This window comes from Microbacterium sp. 1262 (assembly GCF_040544895.1).
Taxonomy (GTDB): Bacteria; Actinomycetota; Actinomycetes; order Actinomycetales; family Microbacteriaceae; genus Microbacterium; species Microbacterium plantarum.
Genome location: NZ_JBEPKU010000001.1, coordinates 2,965,637 through 2,981,950, shown reverse-complemented (window position 1 = coordinate 2,981,950; position 16,314 = coordinate 2,965,637). Strand labels below are relative to the sequence as shown.

The 16,314-nt window shown below is 71.3% G+C and carries 11 protein-coding genes; 5 read left to right on the top strand and 6 right to left on the bottom strand.

The genetic code is table 11. From position 1 onward, the window contains the following. The first annotated feature begins 9 nt into the window (after positions 1-9). Complete coding sequence (locus ABIC53_RS14265; RefSeq protein WP_282501576.1) at positions 10-4,845, top strand: Lhr family ATP-dependent helicase; 4,836 nt, start codon at positions 10-12, stop codon at positions 4,843-4,845. Further along, the gene (locus ABIC53_RS14260) at positions 4,838-5,611 is read left to right on the top strand and encodes a DNA-formamidopyrimidine glycosylase family protein (RefSeq protein ID WP_114588815.1); all 774 of its coding nucleotides are present in this window, start codon (positions 4,838-4,840) and stop codon (positions 5,609-5,611) included. Before ABIC53_RS14265 ends, ABIC53_RS14260 begins: the two co-directional genes overlap by 8 nt. Positions 5,612-5,646: 35 nt before the next feature. Here ABIC53_RS14260 and ABIC53_RS14255 read toward each other — a convergent pair whose 3' ends face one another. Beyond that, positions 5,647-6,294, bottom strand: a complete 648-nt coding sequence (locus ABIC53_RS14255) for a YitT family protein (RefSeq protein WP_112617752.1) — start codon at positions 6,292-6,294, stop codon at positions 5,647-5,649. Between the two features lie 230 nt (positions 6,295-6,524). Here ABIC53_RS14255 and ABIC53_RS14250 point away from each other — a divergent pair, with 230 nt between their 5' ends. Next, positions 6,525-6,932, top strand: a complete 408-nt coding sequence (locus tag ABIC53_RS14250) for a UDP-3-O-(3-hydroxymyristoyl)glucosamine N-acyltransferase (protein ID WP_023953942.1) — start codon at positions 6,525-6,527, stop codon at positions 6,930-6,932. Between the two features lie 92 nt (positions 6,933-7,024). Beyond that, the gene (locus ABIC53_RS14245) at positions 7,025-7,786 is read left to right on the top strand and encodes a LysR substrate-binding domain-containing protein (RefSeq protein WP_282501578.1); all 762 of its coding nucleotides are present in this window, start codon (positions 7,025-7,027) and stop codon (positions 7,784-7,786) included. 28 nt (positions 7,787-7,814) lie between these two features. Here the strand turns inward: ABIC53_RS14245 and ABIC53_RS14240 are convergent, their stop codons facing one another. Continuing rightward, positions 7,815-8,114: a hypothetical protein gene (locus tag ABIC53_RS14240; protein WP_112617750.1), complete on the bottom strand. Its 300-nt coding sequence runs from the start codon at positions 8,112-8,114 to the stop codon at positions 7,815-7,817. A 75-nt stretch (positions 8,115-8,189) separates the two neighbouring features. Here ABIC53_RS14240 and ABIC53_RS14235 point away from each other — a divergent pair, with 75 nt between their 5' ends. After that, positions 8,190-8,915: a glutamine amidotransferase-related protein gene (locus tag ABIC53_RS14235; protein WP_282501579.1), complete on the top strand. Its 726-nt coding sequence runs from the start codon at positions 8,190-8,192 to the stop codon at positions 8,913-8,915. A gap of 118 nt (positions 8,916-9,033) precedes the next feature. Here ABIC53_RS14235 and ABIC53_RS14230 read toward each other — a convergent pair whose 3' ends face one another. The 4 genes from ABIC53_RS14230 to glgX are packed head-to-tail and all read right to left on the bottom strand — an operon-like array spanning position 9,034 to position 16,265. Further along, a complete protein-coding gene (locus ABIC53_RS14230; RefSeq protein WP_282501580.1) occupies positions 9,034-9,885 on the bottom strand; it encodes a TspO-related membrane protein in 852 nt (283 codons plus the stop codon). Between the two features lie 31 nt (positions 9,886-9,916). Then, positions 9,917-11,653, bottom strand: a complete 1,737-nt coding sequence (gene treZ / locus ABIC53_RS14225) for a malto-oligosyltrehalose trehalohydrolase (RefSeq protein WP_282501581.1) — start codon at positions 11,651-11,653, stop codon at positions 9,917-9,919. Further along, the gene (treY, locus tag ABIC53_RS14220; RefSeq protein ID WP_282501582.1) at positions 11,650-14,055 is read right to left on the bottom strand and encodes a malto-oligosyltrehalose synthase; all 2,406 of its coding nucleotides are present in this window, start codon (positions 14,053-14,055) and stop codon (positions 11,650-11,652) included. Before treY ends, treZ begins: the two co-directional genes overlap by 4 nt. Continuing rightward, positions 14,052-16,265: a glycogen debranching protein GlgX gene (glgX, locus tag ABIC53_RS14215; protein WP_114588808.1), complete on the bottom strand. Its 2,214-nt coding sequence runs from the start codon at positions 16,263-16,265 to the stop codon at positions 14,052-14,054. Before glgX ends, treY begins: the two co-directional genes overlap by 4 nt. Positions 16,266-16,314 lie beyond the last annotated feature (49 nt).

The following is a 16,314-nucleotide window of genomic DNA, read 5'->3' as shown; positions in this document are numbered from 1 at the left end:
GATGAAGGCATGGCCGATGTGCTCGCCCGATTCTCCGCGCCCACCGCGGACTGGTTCCGCGGCGCGTTCTCGAAGCCCACGTCGGCGCAGGCCGGTGCGTGGGACGCGATCTCCGCCGGCAAGCACGCCCTCGTGGTCGCGCCGACCGGGTCGGGCAAGACCCTGTCCGCGTTCCTCTGGGCGATCGACCGCATCTTCCGGGACAAGGTGGCGGCCGGCCCCGTCGACGACAAACCGGCGAAGCGCAGAAAGGCGGATGCCGCGCCGGCCGACACCCGCGTCCTGTACGTCTCACCGCTGAAGGCGCTGGGCGTCGACGTCGAGCGAAACCTGCGGTCGCCCCTCGTCGGCATCGGACAGTCGGCGCGCCGCCTCGGTCAGCCCGTCCCCGACGTGACGGTCGGAGTGCGATCGGGCGACACCTCCTCAGCCGACCGGCGCGCCCTGGTCGCCCGACCGCCCGACATCCTCATCACGACGCCCGAGTCGCTCTACCTCATGCTCACCTCGCAGGCATCCGAGACACTGCGCGGCGTCCACACCGTCATCGTCGACGAGGTGCACGCCGTGGCGGCCACGAAGCGCGGTGCGCACCTGGCCGTAAGCCTCGAACGCCTCGACGCGATCCTCGAGAAGCCGGCTCAGCGCATCGGTCTCTCGGCCACGGTCCGTCCCATCGACGAGGTGGCGCGCTTCCTCGGCGGCGCGGCCCCCGTCGAGATCGTCGCACCGAAGGCGTCGAAGGCGTTCGACCTGAACGTCGTCGTGCCGATCCCCGACATGCTGCATCCCCCGGCCCCACCCGGCGCCGAGGATGCGGGTGCCCCCGGCGCTCCGGGCGGTCGCGATGACGGAGACGACGAGGGGGACGACGACGATGGCGACGGCGCCTGGTACCGCGCCCCGCAGGCGACGGAGGTCACGGGGTCGGTCTGGCCCCACGTCGAGGAGGCGATCGTCGACCGCATCCTGAAGCACCGCTCGACGATCGTGTTCTCGAACTCGCGCAGGCTCGCCGAACGCCTGACCGGACGACTCAATGAGATCTACACCGAGCGTCTCGGGGGCGACCTTCCCGAGCCCGCGGTCCCCGCGGGCATGATGGCGCAGGCCGGGGCCTCCGCCGGCGCCGAGCCGGTACTCGCGAAGGCGCATCACGGCTCGGTGTCGAAGGAGCAGCGCGCCCAGGTCGAAGACGAGCTGAAGTCGGGTGTGCTCCGCTGCGTCGTGGCGACCTCGAGCCTCGAGCTCGGCATCGACATGGGGGCCGTCGACCTCGTCATCCAGGTCGAAGCGCCGCCGTCGGCGGCATCCGGACTCCAGCGCGTCGGACGCGCCGGCCACCAGGTCGGTGAGGTCAGCCGGGCGGCGCTGTTCCCCAAGCATCGCGGCGACGTGCTGCACACCGCGGTCGTGACCGAGCGGATGCTGGCGGGCAAGATCGAGGCGATCGCGGTTCCGCAGAATCCCCTCGACATCCTCGCCCAGCAGACGATCGCCGCGTGCGCGACCGGCACGATCGAGGTCGAGGCCTGGTTCGAGACGGTGCGGCGCAGCGCCCCCTTCCGCACGCTCCCCCGCTCGGCGTACGAAGCGACGCTCGATCTGCTCGCGGGCCGCTTCCCCTCCGACGAGTTCGCCGAGCTGCGTCCACGCCTGGTCTGGGACCGCGATCAGGGCACGCTCACGGGACGCCCGGGAGCGCAGCGCATCGCGGTCACGAGCGGTGGCACGATCCCCGACCGCGGTCTGTTCGGCGTCTTCGTCGCCGGCGAGAGCCGTAACGCGCGCGTCGGCGAGCTCGACGAGGAGATGGTCTACGAGTCGCGCGTCAACGACGTCTTCACGCTCGGCACGACCAGCTGGCGCATCGTCGAGATCACTCATGACCGGGTCAACGTCGTGCCCGCGTTCGGCCAGCCGGGCAAGCTCCCGTTCTGGCACGGCGACGGCCTGGGGCGTCCCGCCGAGCTCGGCGAGGCGCTGGGGAAGTTCAGCCGTGAGGTGTCGGCAGCCGGTCCCGAGAAGGCGTCCGAGCGGTTGCGCGAATCGGGGCTCGACGACTACGCGATCGAAAACCTCCTGGCTCACCTCGCCGAGCAGCGCGAAGCGACCGGCAGCCTACCCACCGACCGGACGCTGACCGTCGAGCGCTCCCGCGACGAGGTCGGCGACTGGCGCGTCATCCTGCATTCCCCGTACGGCATGCACGTGCACGCTCCGTGGGCGCTGGCCGTCAACGCACGCATCCGCGAACGTCTCGGGGTCGAAGGCGCAGCCGTCGCGAGCGACGACGGCATCATCGCGCGGGTCCCCGACGCGGCTGCCGAGCCGCCCGGCGCCGACCTCTTCGTCTTCGACGCCGACGAGCTCGAACAGATCGTCACGGACGAGGTCGGCGGCTCCGCCCTGTTCGCCTCGCGCTTCCGCGAGTGCGCGGCGCGGGCCCTGCTGCTGCCGAGGCTCAACCCCAACAAACGCGCGCCGCTCTGGCAGCAGCGGCAGCGCTCGGCGCAGCTGCTCGAGGTCGCGCGGCGGCATCCGTCGTTCCCGATCATCCTCGAGACGCTTCGCGAGGTGCTGCAGGACGTCTACGACCTTCCCGCACTCCTGCGCATCACCCGCAGCATCGCCGACCGCCGCATCCGCCTCGTCGAGACGACGACATCGCAGCCGTCGCCGTATGCCCGCGATCTGCTCTTCGGCTACGTCGGCGCCTTCATGTACGAGGGTGATTCCCCGCTCGCCGAACGCCGCGCCGCGGCCCTGTCCGTCGACCCCGCGCTGCTGTCGGAGCTGCTCGGCAAGGTCGAGATGCGCGAGCTGCTCGATCCCGAGGTCATCGCGCAGTTCGAGCGCGAGGCGCAGCGTCTCGCCCCCGACCGACGCGCGCGCGGGGTCGAGGGCGTCGCCGATCTGCTCCGCATCCTGGGCCCGCTCGCCGCCGACGAGGTCGCAGCACGCCTCGAAGAGTCCGCCGCCACCGGCACCGGCACCGGCACAGCGAAGGAAATCGGCACAGCGGAGGACGCGAGCGCCGCGCCCGCTCCTCCGGACGGCGAATCTCCTCCCGAGCACCGGGTCGCCGAGGCCGCCGACCTGCTGCAACAGCTCGTGACCGCCCGCCGTGCGATCCCGGTCACGATCGCAGGCACGCAGCGGACGGCGGCGATCGAGGATGCCGGACGCCTGCGCGACGCGCTGGGCGCGGCGCTCCCCGTCGGGATCCCCACCGCGTTCCTCGAGCCGGTCGTCGACCCGCTCGCCGACCTCGTCGCACGGCACGCGCGCACCCATGGGCCGTTCCGCACCGCGGACGTCGCGACGCGTCTCGGCATCGGCACCGCCGTCGCGCGTCAGACACTGCAGCGGCTCGAGTCGCAGGGGCGCATCGCGAGCGGTTACTTCCTGCCTGAGACCTCCGGCAGCGAGGCCGACGACCTCGAGTGGTGCGATTCCGAGGTGCTGCGCCGGCTGCGGATGCGGTCGCTCGCGGCTATCCGGGGCAGCGTCGAGCCGGTATCGCCCGAGGCGTTCGCGCGGTTCCTGCCCGTGTGGCAGCACGTCACCCGGCCGCTCGAGGGCGTCGACGGCGTCGCCGCCGTGATCGAGCAGCTCGCCGGTGTGCCGATTCCTGCGAGCGCCTGGGAGTCGCTCGTCCTGCCCTCGCGCGTGCGCGACTACGCACCCGGGATGCTCGACGAGCTGACCGCGACGGGCGAGGTGGTCTGGTCGGGGCACGGCACCCTGCCCGGGCGCGACGGCTGGATCGCGCTCCATCCCGCCGACATGGCGCCGCTCACCCTGGCGCTGGCCGACGCCGACTCCGAGGCCGACGAGTCGTCGACGTCGGGCGACCTCGACGTGCGCATCCTCGAAGCTCTCGCCGTCGGCGGCGGCTGGTTCGCGGGGCAGCTCGTCGCCGCGATCGGCGCCCCCAACGAGCAGAGCGTGCTCGACGCACTCTGGCGTCTCGCGTGGGCGGGCCGCCTGACGAACGACACGTTCACGCCGGTCCGATCCCTCCTCTCGGGCGGTTCGCAGGCACACCGCAGCGCCCGCCGCACACCGCGGTCCCGCCTGTATCGCGGCACACCGCTCGCGCGCCCCACGACGCCGGCGGCGCCGCGCCCGTCGACGCTCGGCGGCCGGTGGTCGCTCCTGCCGGCCGTCGAGCCCGATCCCTCGCTCCGCGTCACGGCATCGGCGGGGCTCCTGCTCGACCGCTACGGCGTCGTCACCCGGGGCAGCGTCCAGTCCGAGGGGGTTCCCGGCGGTTTCGCGCAGGTCTACCGCGTTCTCGCGGGCTTCGAAGAGGCGGGCCACTGCCGCCGCGGCTATGTCATCGAGACCCTCGGCGCCGCGCAGTTCGCGGCATCCGTCACCGTCGACCGCCTGCGCGAGTTCGCGGCGCTCCCCGACCCGCCGCCGCGGCGTGCGGTCACGCTGGCCGCGACCGACCCGGCGAATCCCTACGGTGCAGCCCTCGGCTGGCCGGCGCTCGAGGGCGTCTCGCATCGACCGGGCCGGAAGGCTGGCGGCGTCGTGGTGCTCGTCGACGGCGCACTCGTGCTCTACCTCGAGCGCGGCGGGCGTTCGGCGCTCGCCTTCACCGACGACGAGGAGGTGCTGACCGCGGCCGCAGCCGATCTCGTGAGGACGGCGCAGGCACGCCGTCTCGACACGCTCACCGTCGAGCAGGTCAACGGCGAGTTCGTCTACAACACCCCGACCGGGCGGGCGCTGCGCGCAGGCGGTTTCGTCGAGTCGTCGCGCGGCCTCACGCTGCGCCGGCTGACCGCGGGCTCACGGGCGGCGATGTCCGGAAGCAGCGAGCGTGCCTGAGGGCGACACCGTCTTCCGAGCCGCGCGGAAGCTGGGTGAGGCGCTCGTCGGACAGGAGGTCACCCGCTTCGACATCCGTGTTCCCGGCAGCGCGACAGCCGACCTGCGCGGTGAGACCGTCTCGTCGTCGATCGCCCGCGGCAAGCACCTGCTGCTGCGCATGGGCGCATTCAGCCTGCACTCGCACCTGAAGATGGAGGGTCGCTGGCACGTCTACCGCCACGGCGAGCGCTGGCGGGCACCCGCGTTCCAGGCCCGCGCGATCGTCGGAACGCGCGATCGGGATGCCGTCGGCTTCGAGCTCGCGATGGTCGAGGTCCTTCCCACCGCCGACGAGGATCGCCTCGTCGGCCACCTCGGGCCCGACCTGCTCGGCCCCGATTGGGATCTGGCCGAAGCGGTGCGTCGCGTGAGCGCCGACTCCCGAGCCGCACACGTCGCCCTGCTCGACCAGCGGAACGTCGCCGGCTTCGGAAACGTCTACGCGAACGAGCTGCTCTTCGTGCGCGGTATCCTGCCCATGACCCCCGCCACCGAGATCGACGCGGCCGCCGTGCTCGAGACCGGGTACCGGATGATCCACGCCAATCGCGATCGCGCGGCGCGCACCTTCACCGGCAACGACCGGCCCGGGCAGCGGATGTGGGTCTACGGCCGCGAGAACAAGCCCTGCCGCCGGTGCGGGACGCTCATCCGCGCCGGCGAGATCGGAGCGCTGCCGACGAGCGAGCGGAACATCTTCTGGTGCCCGCGCTGCCAGAGCTGAACCCCGCCGGGCCTGAAGCGATCCGACGCTTGCACTCAGCGGCCGATGTACCGACCGGGGCGGTGGTTCAGGACGAGCACGACGCTCAGCACGACCGCTCCGGCAGCACTGAGCAGCACCGCCGGCCACGGCAGCACCAGCAGCGCGGACGCGATGATCACGACATCGAAGATCATCTGGGTCCATCCCGCACTGAAGCCCATGCGCTCCTGCAGCACGAGGGCGATGATGTTCACCCCGCCGAGGCTCGAACGGTGACGGAACAGGATCAGCAGCCCGACGCCGGCGAGCAGGTTGCCGCCCAGCGTGCCGTAGATGGGTTCGATGCTCGCGAATTGCAGCAGGTGCTGGTGCACGAAGGTGAACGCCGAGACCAGGCCGATCGAGACGAAAGTGCGGATCGTGAACGACACCCCCTTCTTCCACAGGGCCAGCGCCGCGAACGGCGCGTTCACGACAGCGAACAGCACCGGGAACGACCATCCGGTCGCATAGCCGAGAAGCAGCGCGAGGCCCGCGGTACCGCCGGTGACCGAGCCCGACGACTGCAGCAGGTAGAGGCCGAGGGATGCCACGAACGTGCCGGTCACGATGCCGAGCAGATCCTCCGCGCGGGTGTGGCGCGTGAGCGCCGCCTCGAACACGAGGGAAGGTCCGGTCGACGGTGCGCGAGAAGGCTCCACCCGCCCATCCTCGCAAACCGGGGCGCGAGTGGAAGCAAGCCCCGCGGCGGCGGCATGTTATCGCGCGAAGGTCAGCTCGCACACCCCTTCGACCTCGGCGGCTGCGCATCGCACGCTTGTTCCAGCAAACCGGTCGACCTGCCGCTCCGAATGATTCGTGGGAATGAAAACGCGGGTCGCGGGGTTGTTTCCAGTACTCAGTACCGGACCCGGAACTGTCGGAGGGGATCGTGGGCAAGAACTACATCGACATCGAGAACGACCGCGGAGAGACGCTGCGTTACCGCAAGCACGCGAACGGTCGGGGCTTGATCGCGAACGGGGCCAAGGTGCACCCGACCGCACTGGTCGAAGCAGGCGCCTACGTCGAACCCGGAGTCCAGGTCGCCGCGGGCGTTCACATCGGCCGTGGCGTGTGGATCGAGCGCGAAGCCGTCATCGGCCCGAACGTCGAGATCGCACCGCACGCGCACGTCGGCTCCGGCGCCGCCATCGGTCCGCGGGCGAAGATCGGCATCCGCGCGTTCATCGGAGCGCACGCGCACGTGGCGGGCGGCTCTCTCATCGGCGACGACGAGAACATCGCCGACGGCGAGCACGTGGCGACCGATCAGCGCGGACTGCGGCTGGCCGCCTGACCGACCAGCGGTGGCCGCCGCACCGTCGACGATCGGCGGGTCCGCACTGCGCGGGCCCGCCGATCGCGTCTGCCCCGGGATACGCTTCAGGCATGACACCCGGACGTTCCTCGGGCCGTCCCGCGCGTAGCGGCGGCCGAGGCGGCGGTGCCCCCGGGCGCCGTGGCGCCGCGGCATCCGGACAGCGGCCCGGAGCCCGGAGGACGGAGCGCGACTCGGGAACCCGTCGCGAGTCGGATGCCGCTGCGCCGGATCTCAGCGCGCTCGGCGCCTTCCGTCTCGGCGCCGCTCCCGGTGCCACGCCCGGCAAGTGGATCGACGTGTGGAAGCAGCGGATGCCGGCGAACCCGGTCGATCTCGTCTCCCTCGAGTTCGTCGACCAAGCCGCCGCCCTCGCGAGCGGTGAGGTCGACGCCGCCCTCGTGCGGCTTCCGATCGAACGCGCTGGGTTGAGCATCATCCCGCTCTACGACGAGATCACGGTCGCCGTGTGCAGCGCCGACTCGTCCCTCACCGTCGCCGATGAGCTGACCCTCGCCGACCTCGCCGGGGAGGTCGTCATGGTGACCGGTGATGACGCTCTGGGTATCGAGGTCCCCGGCGCCATCGCCCCCGCCTTTTCCGCCATTGCCACGACGGGTGACGCGGTCGCGACGGCGGCCACCGGCGTCGGCATCGTGCTCGTGCCGATGTCGCTCGCGCGACTGCATCACCGCAAAGACACCACGTACCGGCCCGTGGTCGACGCTCCGACGTCGACGGTCGCGCTCGCCTGGCCGACGGAGGCGACCACGCCGCTGGTAGAGACGTTCATCGGGATCGTGCGCGGCCGTACCGCGAACTCCTCGCGCTGACGCGCACCGCCAGCGCCGGTCGCCCGAATCACGCCCCGTGCAGCCGCCGCGCCCCGTCGGGGATCGCACCCGCAACCGGAGTGCGGCTCAGCAGGGCGGCGGCGTCGATCGGGTCGTCCGGCGCGGCGGCATCCGGATCCGCCTCGAGCTCGACCACGACGGGAGCGGGCAACCGGATCGCCGTGCGAGCGTCCCGCGCCCGCGACTCGATGCCGGCCGCGTCGACGGGGCGGCGCACCCGCCAGCCCCGGCGCGCGGCGGCGACGTCGAGCCGGTCGAGCACCGCGATGAGCTCGCTGGGGTCTGAGATGATCACGCGGGCGGTCATCCGGCCATTGTCCTCCGCTCGTCACGGAAGGTCATCCCCACCGGGTCGGCTCGGCGGGAACCATAGACTTTCGGCATGGCCCCGCTCGTGTACGTCTGCGTGCGCCCGCAGCAGGCGGCCGCGGACGCGGAGTACGCATCTTTCCGCACCGCCATGGGCCTCGACGAGTCCCAGCTCGAGCGCATCGATCTGACGCGCGACGCCCTGCCCGCGGACGCGTTCACGCGCTGGCGCGGCTTCGTCGTCGGCGGCAGCCCCTTCAACGCCACTGACGATCCCGGCGCGAAGCCGGAAGGCCAGCTGCGCCTGGAGGCCGACCTCGCGCGCATCGTCGAGGCGGCGGCATCCGCTCGGACGGCGGCGCTGTTCACCTGCTTCGGCATCGGCGTGGCCACGACCTACCTCGGCGGCACGATCTCTCGCGACTACCCCGAGGACACCGGCCCGACCGACGTGACCCTGACGGAGGCCGGCCGGGTCGACCCGCTGCTGGGCTCGCTCTCCCCGACCTTCGCCGCGCTCACCGCGCATAAGGAGGGGACGCAGACGCTTCCCGCCGGGGCGGTGCTCCTCGCCACGAACAGCGCCTGTCCCGTGCAGGCCTACCGCGTGGGAGATCGCCTGTACGCGACGCAGTTCCACCCCGAGCCGACGCCGCAGGACTTCACCGAGCGCATGACGATCTACCGCAACGACGGCTACTTCGACGCGGCGGACTACGACCGCGTCGCGGCCCGCGTGCTCGCGGCCCCCGTGACCGAGCCGAGCCGCTTCCTCGCCGCGTTCGCCGCGACGTTCTGACGCCGGGCGCGATACAACCGTCGGATCGGTGGTGCGGATGTCGCCTCCGACGACGTTCGAGGCGACACCAGCACCATGGGTCCGACGAATGTATCGGCGCGGCCGGTCAGGCGACCGGTCAGGCTGTGCGGGTGCGGCGCAGGATGCCGCGGTGCTCGCGGCCGTTCGAGCGCCAGGCCGTCACGGCTGCGGCGGCGACGACCACGACGATGACGGCGATGGCGGCGATGGCCACCGGCGTCGAGTGGGGCTGATCGGTCGTGCGGGCGATGGCCACCCACGCCAGGCCCCACGACAGCGCGATGATCGGCGAGGGGCGCCCGCGCGAGAAGGCTGCGATGCCCACGCCGACGGCGGCCACGAGCACGAGCACGGCCACACCCCACACGTCGGCCTGCATGCCCCACGACTGGGGGACGGTGCGGCTGAGCCACGCCGTGACGTTCGCGACCGTCGCCAGCGAGACCCATCCGAGGTGCAGGCCCACCGTGGCGTCCATGAGCAGCCGGTCGCCGACCGACTGCGGCCGCGAGCGCACCAGCAGGTGGAACGTCCAGCCGAGCGCGGCGAGGAGCGCCACGATCGCGACGACCGTCAGCGGCAAGGTCGTGAACTGCGCCGCGAGCAGCCATCCCCCGTTGAGCACGGCGGTCAGCGCGATCCACCATCCCACGAGCCGCTGCCGGTCGCGGGAGCGCTGCGCGGGCAGCGCCTGCCAGATCGTGTAGCCGATCATGAAGAGGTAGATGACCGACCAGATGCTGAACGCCTGAGTTCCCGGCGCGAGCACCGTCGAGTCGGCGTCGAGCGCGCCGCCCTGCAGATCGCGCACGTTCGTCCCGCCGAAGAGCCCGGTCCCGACCATCGCGGCGATGATCATGAAGACGACGGCCGAGATGACCGCGATCTGCCGGACGAGGTCCGACGACTTCTGCGGAGGGCGGGCGGCGTGGTGCGCTGTGGTGCTCATCCCTTCACGGTAGATCCGACCCCGCGGCCGGTCATCCGCTTGACAGATCCGGCCCCACGATGACGGCCGAGTTCGGCTCGACGACGAGCAGATCGTCGACGATCCGGCTCGGCAGCGTCTCGAGCCACACCACGTCGCCGTTCGGCTCGACCCGCCACGGCGCCTCGGAGAGGTTCACGAGCACGCGTGCACGACCTCGCTGGAGGTCGTAGAGCCGGCCGCCCTCACCTTCCGCCGCACCGGCACCGCGCGCGGTGAATCGCGGGTCGGTCAGGTCGGGCACCGAACGGCGCAGCCGTCCGAGCTCGCGGTACAGCGCGAGCAGGCGAGCGTGGTCGCCTTCGCCGACCTCCGTCCAGTCGAGCTTCGACCGCAGGAAGGTCGCCGGATCGTTGGGGTCCGGAACGAGGTCCTCATCCCAGCCCATCTCGGCGAACTCCTGCTTCCGTCCGGCAGCGGTCGCCTCGGCGAGCTCGGGCTCGGGGTGCGACGTGAAGAACTGCCACGGCGTGGACGCGCCCCACTCCTCGCCCATGAACAGCATCGGGGTTCCCGGCGCGGTCAGCGTCAGGACGGCCGCGACGGCGAGCCGGTCGGCGTCGAGCGTCGCCGACAGCCGATCGCCCGCCGCGCGGTTGCCGATCTGGTCGTGGTCCTGCGCGAAGGTCACCAGCCGCCACGACGGCGACTCGGCCGGAATCGGACGGCCGTGCTCGCGGCCCCGGAACGACGAGTAGGTGCCGTCGTGGAAGAAGCCCGAGTTCCAGGTCTTCGGCACGGCGTCGAGCGCGTCGAAGTCGGCGTAGTAGCCGCCCGTCTCGCCCGTGAGCGCGACGTGCACGGAGTGGTGCCAGTCGTCCGACCACTGCGCCGTCATCCCGTGCCCGCCCGCCTCGCGCGGCAGGATCATGACGGGGTCGTTCATGTCGCTCTCGGCGATGAGCGTCAGCGGGCGCCCGAGGTGCGTGCCGAGCGCGTCGACGCGGTCGGCGATCTCGCCGAGGATGTGAACGGGGCTGTCGTCGTCGTGCAGCGCGTGCACGGCGTCCAGCCGCAGCCCGTCGACGTGGAAGTCGCGCAACCACATCTCGGCGTTGCCGATGATGTACTCGCGAACGGCATCCTCGTCGAGATTCACGCTGTCGCCCCACGTGTTGCGGCGACCGTCGCGAAGATACGGACCGTACTCGGGCAGGTAGTTTCCCGAAGGCCCGAGGTGGTTGTAGACGACGTCCTGGATGACGGCGAGACCGGCCCCGTGCGCGGCATCGACGAATCGGCGGTACGCGTCCGGCCCGCCGTAGCTCTCCTGGACGGCGTACCAGAGCACCCCGTCGTAGCCCCAGTTGTGGGTGCCGTTGAAGGCATTGACCGGAAGGAGCTCGATGTGGGTCACGCCGAGCTCGACGAGATGGTCGAGGCGCCCGATGGCGGCGTCGAGCGTGCCGGCGCTCGTGAAGGTGCCGATGTGCAGCTCGTAGATGATGCCGCCGGCGAGCGACCTTCCCGTCCAGGCCTGATCGGTCCACGCGAACGACGACGGGTCGTCGATCGCCGACAGACCGTGGACGCCGTCAGGCTGCCGCCGCGAGCGCGGGTCGGGGCGCGCGTCGTCGCCGTCGCCGAGGACGAAGCCGTACCGATCGCCCGGGCCGAGGTCGACGTCGGCCGACCACCAGCCGTCCGCCGAGCGCGAGAGCTCGACGTCCGCGGCATCCGGCCGTCGCAGCCGCACCCGCTCGGGGCGCGGCGCCCATACCTCGATCATGCGTTCTTCCCTTCGGCGGTCGGACGTTCGGCGGCGAGCAGCGCCACCGGGTACGTGTCGAGCAGGTCGGCCAAGCGCACCGCGCCGCCGTTCCAGGCATGGCCGGTCAGCTGGTCGACGTGGCGCCCCGGCGGAACCATCACGACTGTGCCGCCCCATCCGCCGCGCGCGGCGAGGCCGACGGGCAGGCGCGTCGCGACGGTGACGGCGCCGCCGCGGTCGAAGGCGATCGCGTGGTCGGCGGCGGAGCCGACGACCGGCAGCGGGGCGTAGCGCGTGAACAGTTCGGGACGATCGCGACGCAGGCGGAGCGCCCGCGAGACGACGAGGAGCTTCGCCGCACCGGAGTCGTCGATCTCGGGATGCCATCCGCCGTCGAGCTTCGTGAGCAGCTCGCGGCGCTCGGCGAAGTCGACGTCGCGACGATTGTCGGGGTCGACCAGCGAGAGGTCCCACAGCTCGGAGCCCTGATAGACATCGGGCACCCCGGGCGCGGTCAGCTGCAGCAGCTTGGCGGCGAGGGAGTTCGAGCGCCCGGGAGCCGTCAGCTCACCGACGACCTCCTCGACCACCGCACGGGCGTCACCCGAGGTCGCGGCATCCACCAGTGCGACGATGCGAGCCTCGGCATCCTCGTCGGGGTCCGTCCACGAGGTGACGATCCCGCCCTCGCGCGAGGCCTTCTCGGCGTAGTCGCGCAGCCGCTCGGGCGACGCGGGCCACGCTCCGACGATCGCCTGCCAGAGCAGGTCGTCGAGGCGTCCGTCGCCGGTCGAGGCGATCGCCCGGAGGCGCCCGAGGGCGTCGGACCAGCGGCCGGGCAGCTCGGCGATGACGGACAGCCGGGCGCGGACGTCTTCGCTGCGCTTGGTGTCGTGGGTGCTCAGCGCCGTGAGGGCCTGCGGCCACATCGCCTGGCGGTTCGCCTGCGCGAGGTGGAAGCCCGCGACGTCGAGGGCGAAGACGCCCGGGTCGCCGCCCACCTCGGTGAGCGTGCCGAGACGCGGATAACGGTAGAACGCGCTGTCCTCGACACCCTTGGCCATGACCGGCCCGGTCGTCTGACCGAAGCGGCGACTCAGCTCGGTGTCGCCCGCCGTGACCAGCGGGGCGAGGGTCGCGATCGCGTCGGCGAGATCGGGGCGGGATGCGGATGCCGCGGCCACCGCCTCGGCGACGAGCTCGTCACCCACCGGCGGATAGACGCGGTACACAGAGAAGCTCGTCAGGAGTTCGGCGAACGCGTCGCGCGCGACATCCGCTCCCAGCGCTTCGCGCACCTCATCGGGCAGGCAGCGCACGAGACGCCCCACCTCTGCGGCCTGCAGCGTGTCGGCGACCGCACGCTTGGCCTCGCGCACGATCTCGTCGTACGACGCGGGGGCATCGGCCGAGCGGAGCGCGGCGTCGAGCTCGTCGAGTCGACCCTTGCCGGCGGGATCGATGAGCACGCGGTCGATCTCGGCCATCGCGTCGTACCCGGTCGTACCGGCGGTCGGCCACCAGGACGGCAGCTGCTCGGCGTGATCCGTGGCGGCGTGCTCGAGGATCTTCTCGACCACGACATACGCGCCGCCGGTCGCCTCGGCGAGCTGCTCGAGATATCCGCCGGGGTCGGCGAGGCCGTCGGGGTGGTCGATGCGGAGGCCGTCGGCCAAGCCCTCGCGCAGCCAGCGGAGGATCTCGACATGGCTCGCCTCGAAGACCGCCGGCACGTCGACGCGCACACCCGCGAGCGTGTTCACGGCGAAGAAGCGCCGGTAGTTCAGCTCGGTCGCGTCGTCGCGCCAGAACGCGGCACGCCAGTGCTGCGCGGCGAGCACGGCATCCACGGTGGCGGGGTCGGTGGTCGCCGCCGCGGGTGCGGTTCCGTCGGCGAGCGGCAGCACGTGGTCGTAGTAGCGGGCGACACCCTCGGCGCCGTTCGCCTCGTCGGCTGTCACCGGCGCGACCTCGATCTCACCGGCGGCGACGGCTTCGCGGAGCGTGGAGCCGAGGATCGGCAGGCCGACCTTGCCCCCGCCGTACTCCCAGTCGATGTCGAACGCCTCGGCGTGGACTGATGCGCGACCGTGTCGGAGGACGTCCCACCACCAGGGGTTCTCGGCCGGAACCGCGACGCCCTGATGGTTGGGCACGATGTCGACGAGCACACCGAGTCCGGCACCGCGGGCGGCGGCCGAGAAGCGCGCGAGCCCCTCGGCGCCGCCGCGGCGCGGGTCGACGATCGTCGGGTCGACGACGTCGTAGCCGTGGTCCGACCCCTCCGCCGCCGCGAGCAGCGGAGAGAGGTAGGCCCAGTCCACGCCGAGGTCACGGAGGTAGTCCGTGACCTCGGCGGCCGCCGTGAGGTCGAACGCCGGTCGGATCTGCAGCCGGTAGGTCGAGATCGGAGCCGTCATCGGCCCGTGACCTCGGGGGTCGGCGCCTCGGCGGGAACGATGTCGATGGGCGTCGTGTACCCCGCAAGCGAGGCCGCCACCGAGTGGTCGGTCTCGGGCTCGGGCTCGGTGTACTCCCCCAGGACGACGAGCGACTTGGCACGGACCTGCAGCGCGTTGCCGCCCTCGAGCGGGTCGGTGCCGACGAGCTCGCCGCTCGTGTCGATCAGCACCTCCCATCGGTCCGCGTACTGGTCGGAGGGCACGGTGAACTCCACCTCGTCGTCACCGGCGTTGAACAGCACGAAGAAGTGGTCGTCGGAGATGTCCTCGCCGCGACGGTCGCGCTCGCGGATGCCGTCGCCGTTGAGGAAGACGCCGACCGCCCGCCCGAACCCGGAGTCCCAGTCCTCGGGCTGCATAGCGGTGCCGTCAGGGCGCAGCCACATGATGTCGGGCACCGGGGCGCCCTCTTCGCGACGCACCGGGCGCCCGTCGAAGAACCGGCTGCGCCGGAACGTCGGGTGCAGGCGGCGCAGGCGCGCGAGGGCCGCGGTGAACTCGATGAGCGGCTGGTCGACCTGGTCCCAGTGGATCCAGGTCAGCTCGTTGTCCTGCGCGTAGCCGTTGTTGTTGCCCTGCTGCGTGCGGCCGAGCTCGTCGCCGTGGCAGATCATCGGCACGCCCTGGCTGAGGAGCAGCGTCGCGAGGAAGTTCCGCTGCTGGCGGGCGCGCATGGTCAGCACGTGCGGGTCGTCGGTGGGTCCCTCGACGCCCATGTTGTATGAGCGGTTGTGCGACTCGCCGTCGTTGCCGTCCTCGCCGTTGGCGTCGTTGTGCTTCTCGTTGTACGACACGAGGTCGCGCAGCGTGAAGCCGTCGTGCGCGGTGACGAAGTTGATGGATGCCACCGGCCACCGGCCGTCGTGCTCGTAGAGGTCGGCCGAGCCGGTGAGCCGAGAGGCGAACTCGCCGAGCGTCGAAGCCTCGCCGCGCCAGAAGTCACGGACGGTGTCGCGGTACTTGCCGTTCCACTCGGTCCACTGCGGCGGGAAGTTGCCGACCTGGTAACCGCCGGGGCCGATGTCCCACGGCTCGGCGATGAGCTTGACCTGCGAGACGATCGGGTCCTGCTGCACGAGCTCGAAGAACGCCGACAGCCGGTCGACGTCGTAGAACTCGCGCGCCAGCGTCGCCGCGAGGTCGAAGCGGAAGCCGTCGACGTGCATCTCGGTCACCCAGTAGCGCAGCGAGTCCATGATCAGCTGCAGTGCGTGCGGGTTGCCGACGTTGAGGCTGTTCCCGGTGCCGGTGTAGTCGGTGTAGTAGCGCTTGTCGTCGTCCTCGAGCCGGTAATAGGCCTCATTGTCGATGCCGCGCATCGAGAGGGTCGGGCCCATGTGGTTGCCCTCGGCGGTGTGGTTATAGACGACGTCGAGGATGACCTCGATGCCGGCGGCGTGCAGCGCCTTGACCATCGCCTTGAACTCCTGCACCTGCTGGCCGTGGTCGCCCGTGGCCGAGTAGGTGTTCTGGGGCGCGAAGAACGCGATCGTGTTGTAGCCCCAGTAGTTCGACAGGCCCTTCTCCTGCAGCGTGGAGTCGTTGACGAACTGGTGCACCGGCATCAGCTCGATCGCCGTGATGCCGATCTTCTTGAGGTGGTCGATCACGGCGGGATGCGCGAGCCCGGCGTAGGTCCCGCGGATGTCCTCGGGGATGTCGGGGTGCAGCTGCGTCAGGCCCTTCACGTGAGCCTCGTAGATGACGCTCTCGGCGTACGGGATCTTCGGCTGACGGTCGCCCGCCCAGTCGAAGAACGGGTTGACGACGACACCCTTCATCATGTGAGCGGCCGAGTCCTCGTCGTTGAACGAGTCCGGCTCGCCGAAGTTGTAGCCGAACACCGGCTGTCCCCAGTCGATCTGACCCTCGACGGCCTTGGCGTACGGGTCGAGCAGCAGCTTGCTCGGGTTGAACCGCTTGCCGTCGGCCGGGTCGTTCGGACCGTGCACGCGGTAGCCGTAACGCTGCCCCGGCTGCACGTTCGGCAGGTAGGCGTGCCAGACGAAGGCGTCGACGTCGCGCAACTCGACGCACGTCTCGGTGCCGTCCTCATCGAAGAGGCAGAGCTCGACTTTCTCGGCGCCTTCGCTGAAGAGGGCGAAGTTCGTCCCGTTGCCGTCGTAGGTCGCTCCGAGCGGATACGCGGAACCCGGCCATGCCTGCATGTGATCTCCCCTGTTCGTGAGGCTCACACTACTCAGGCCGAATCACGCG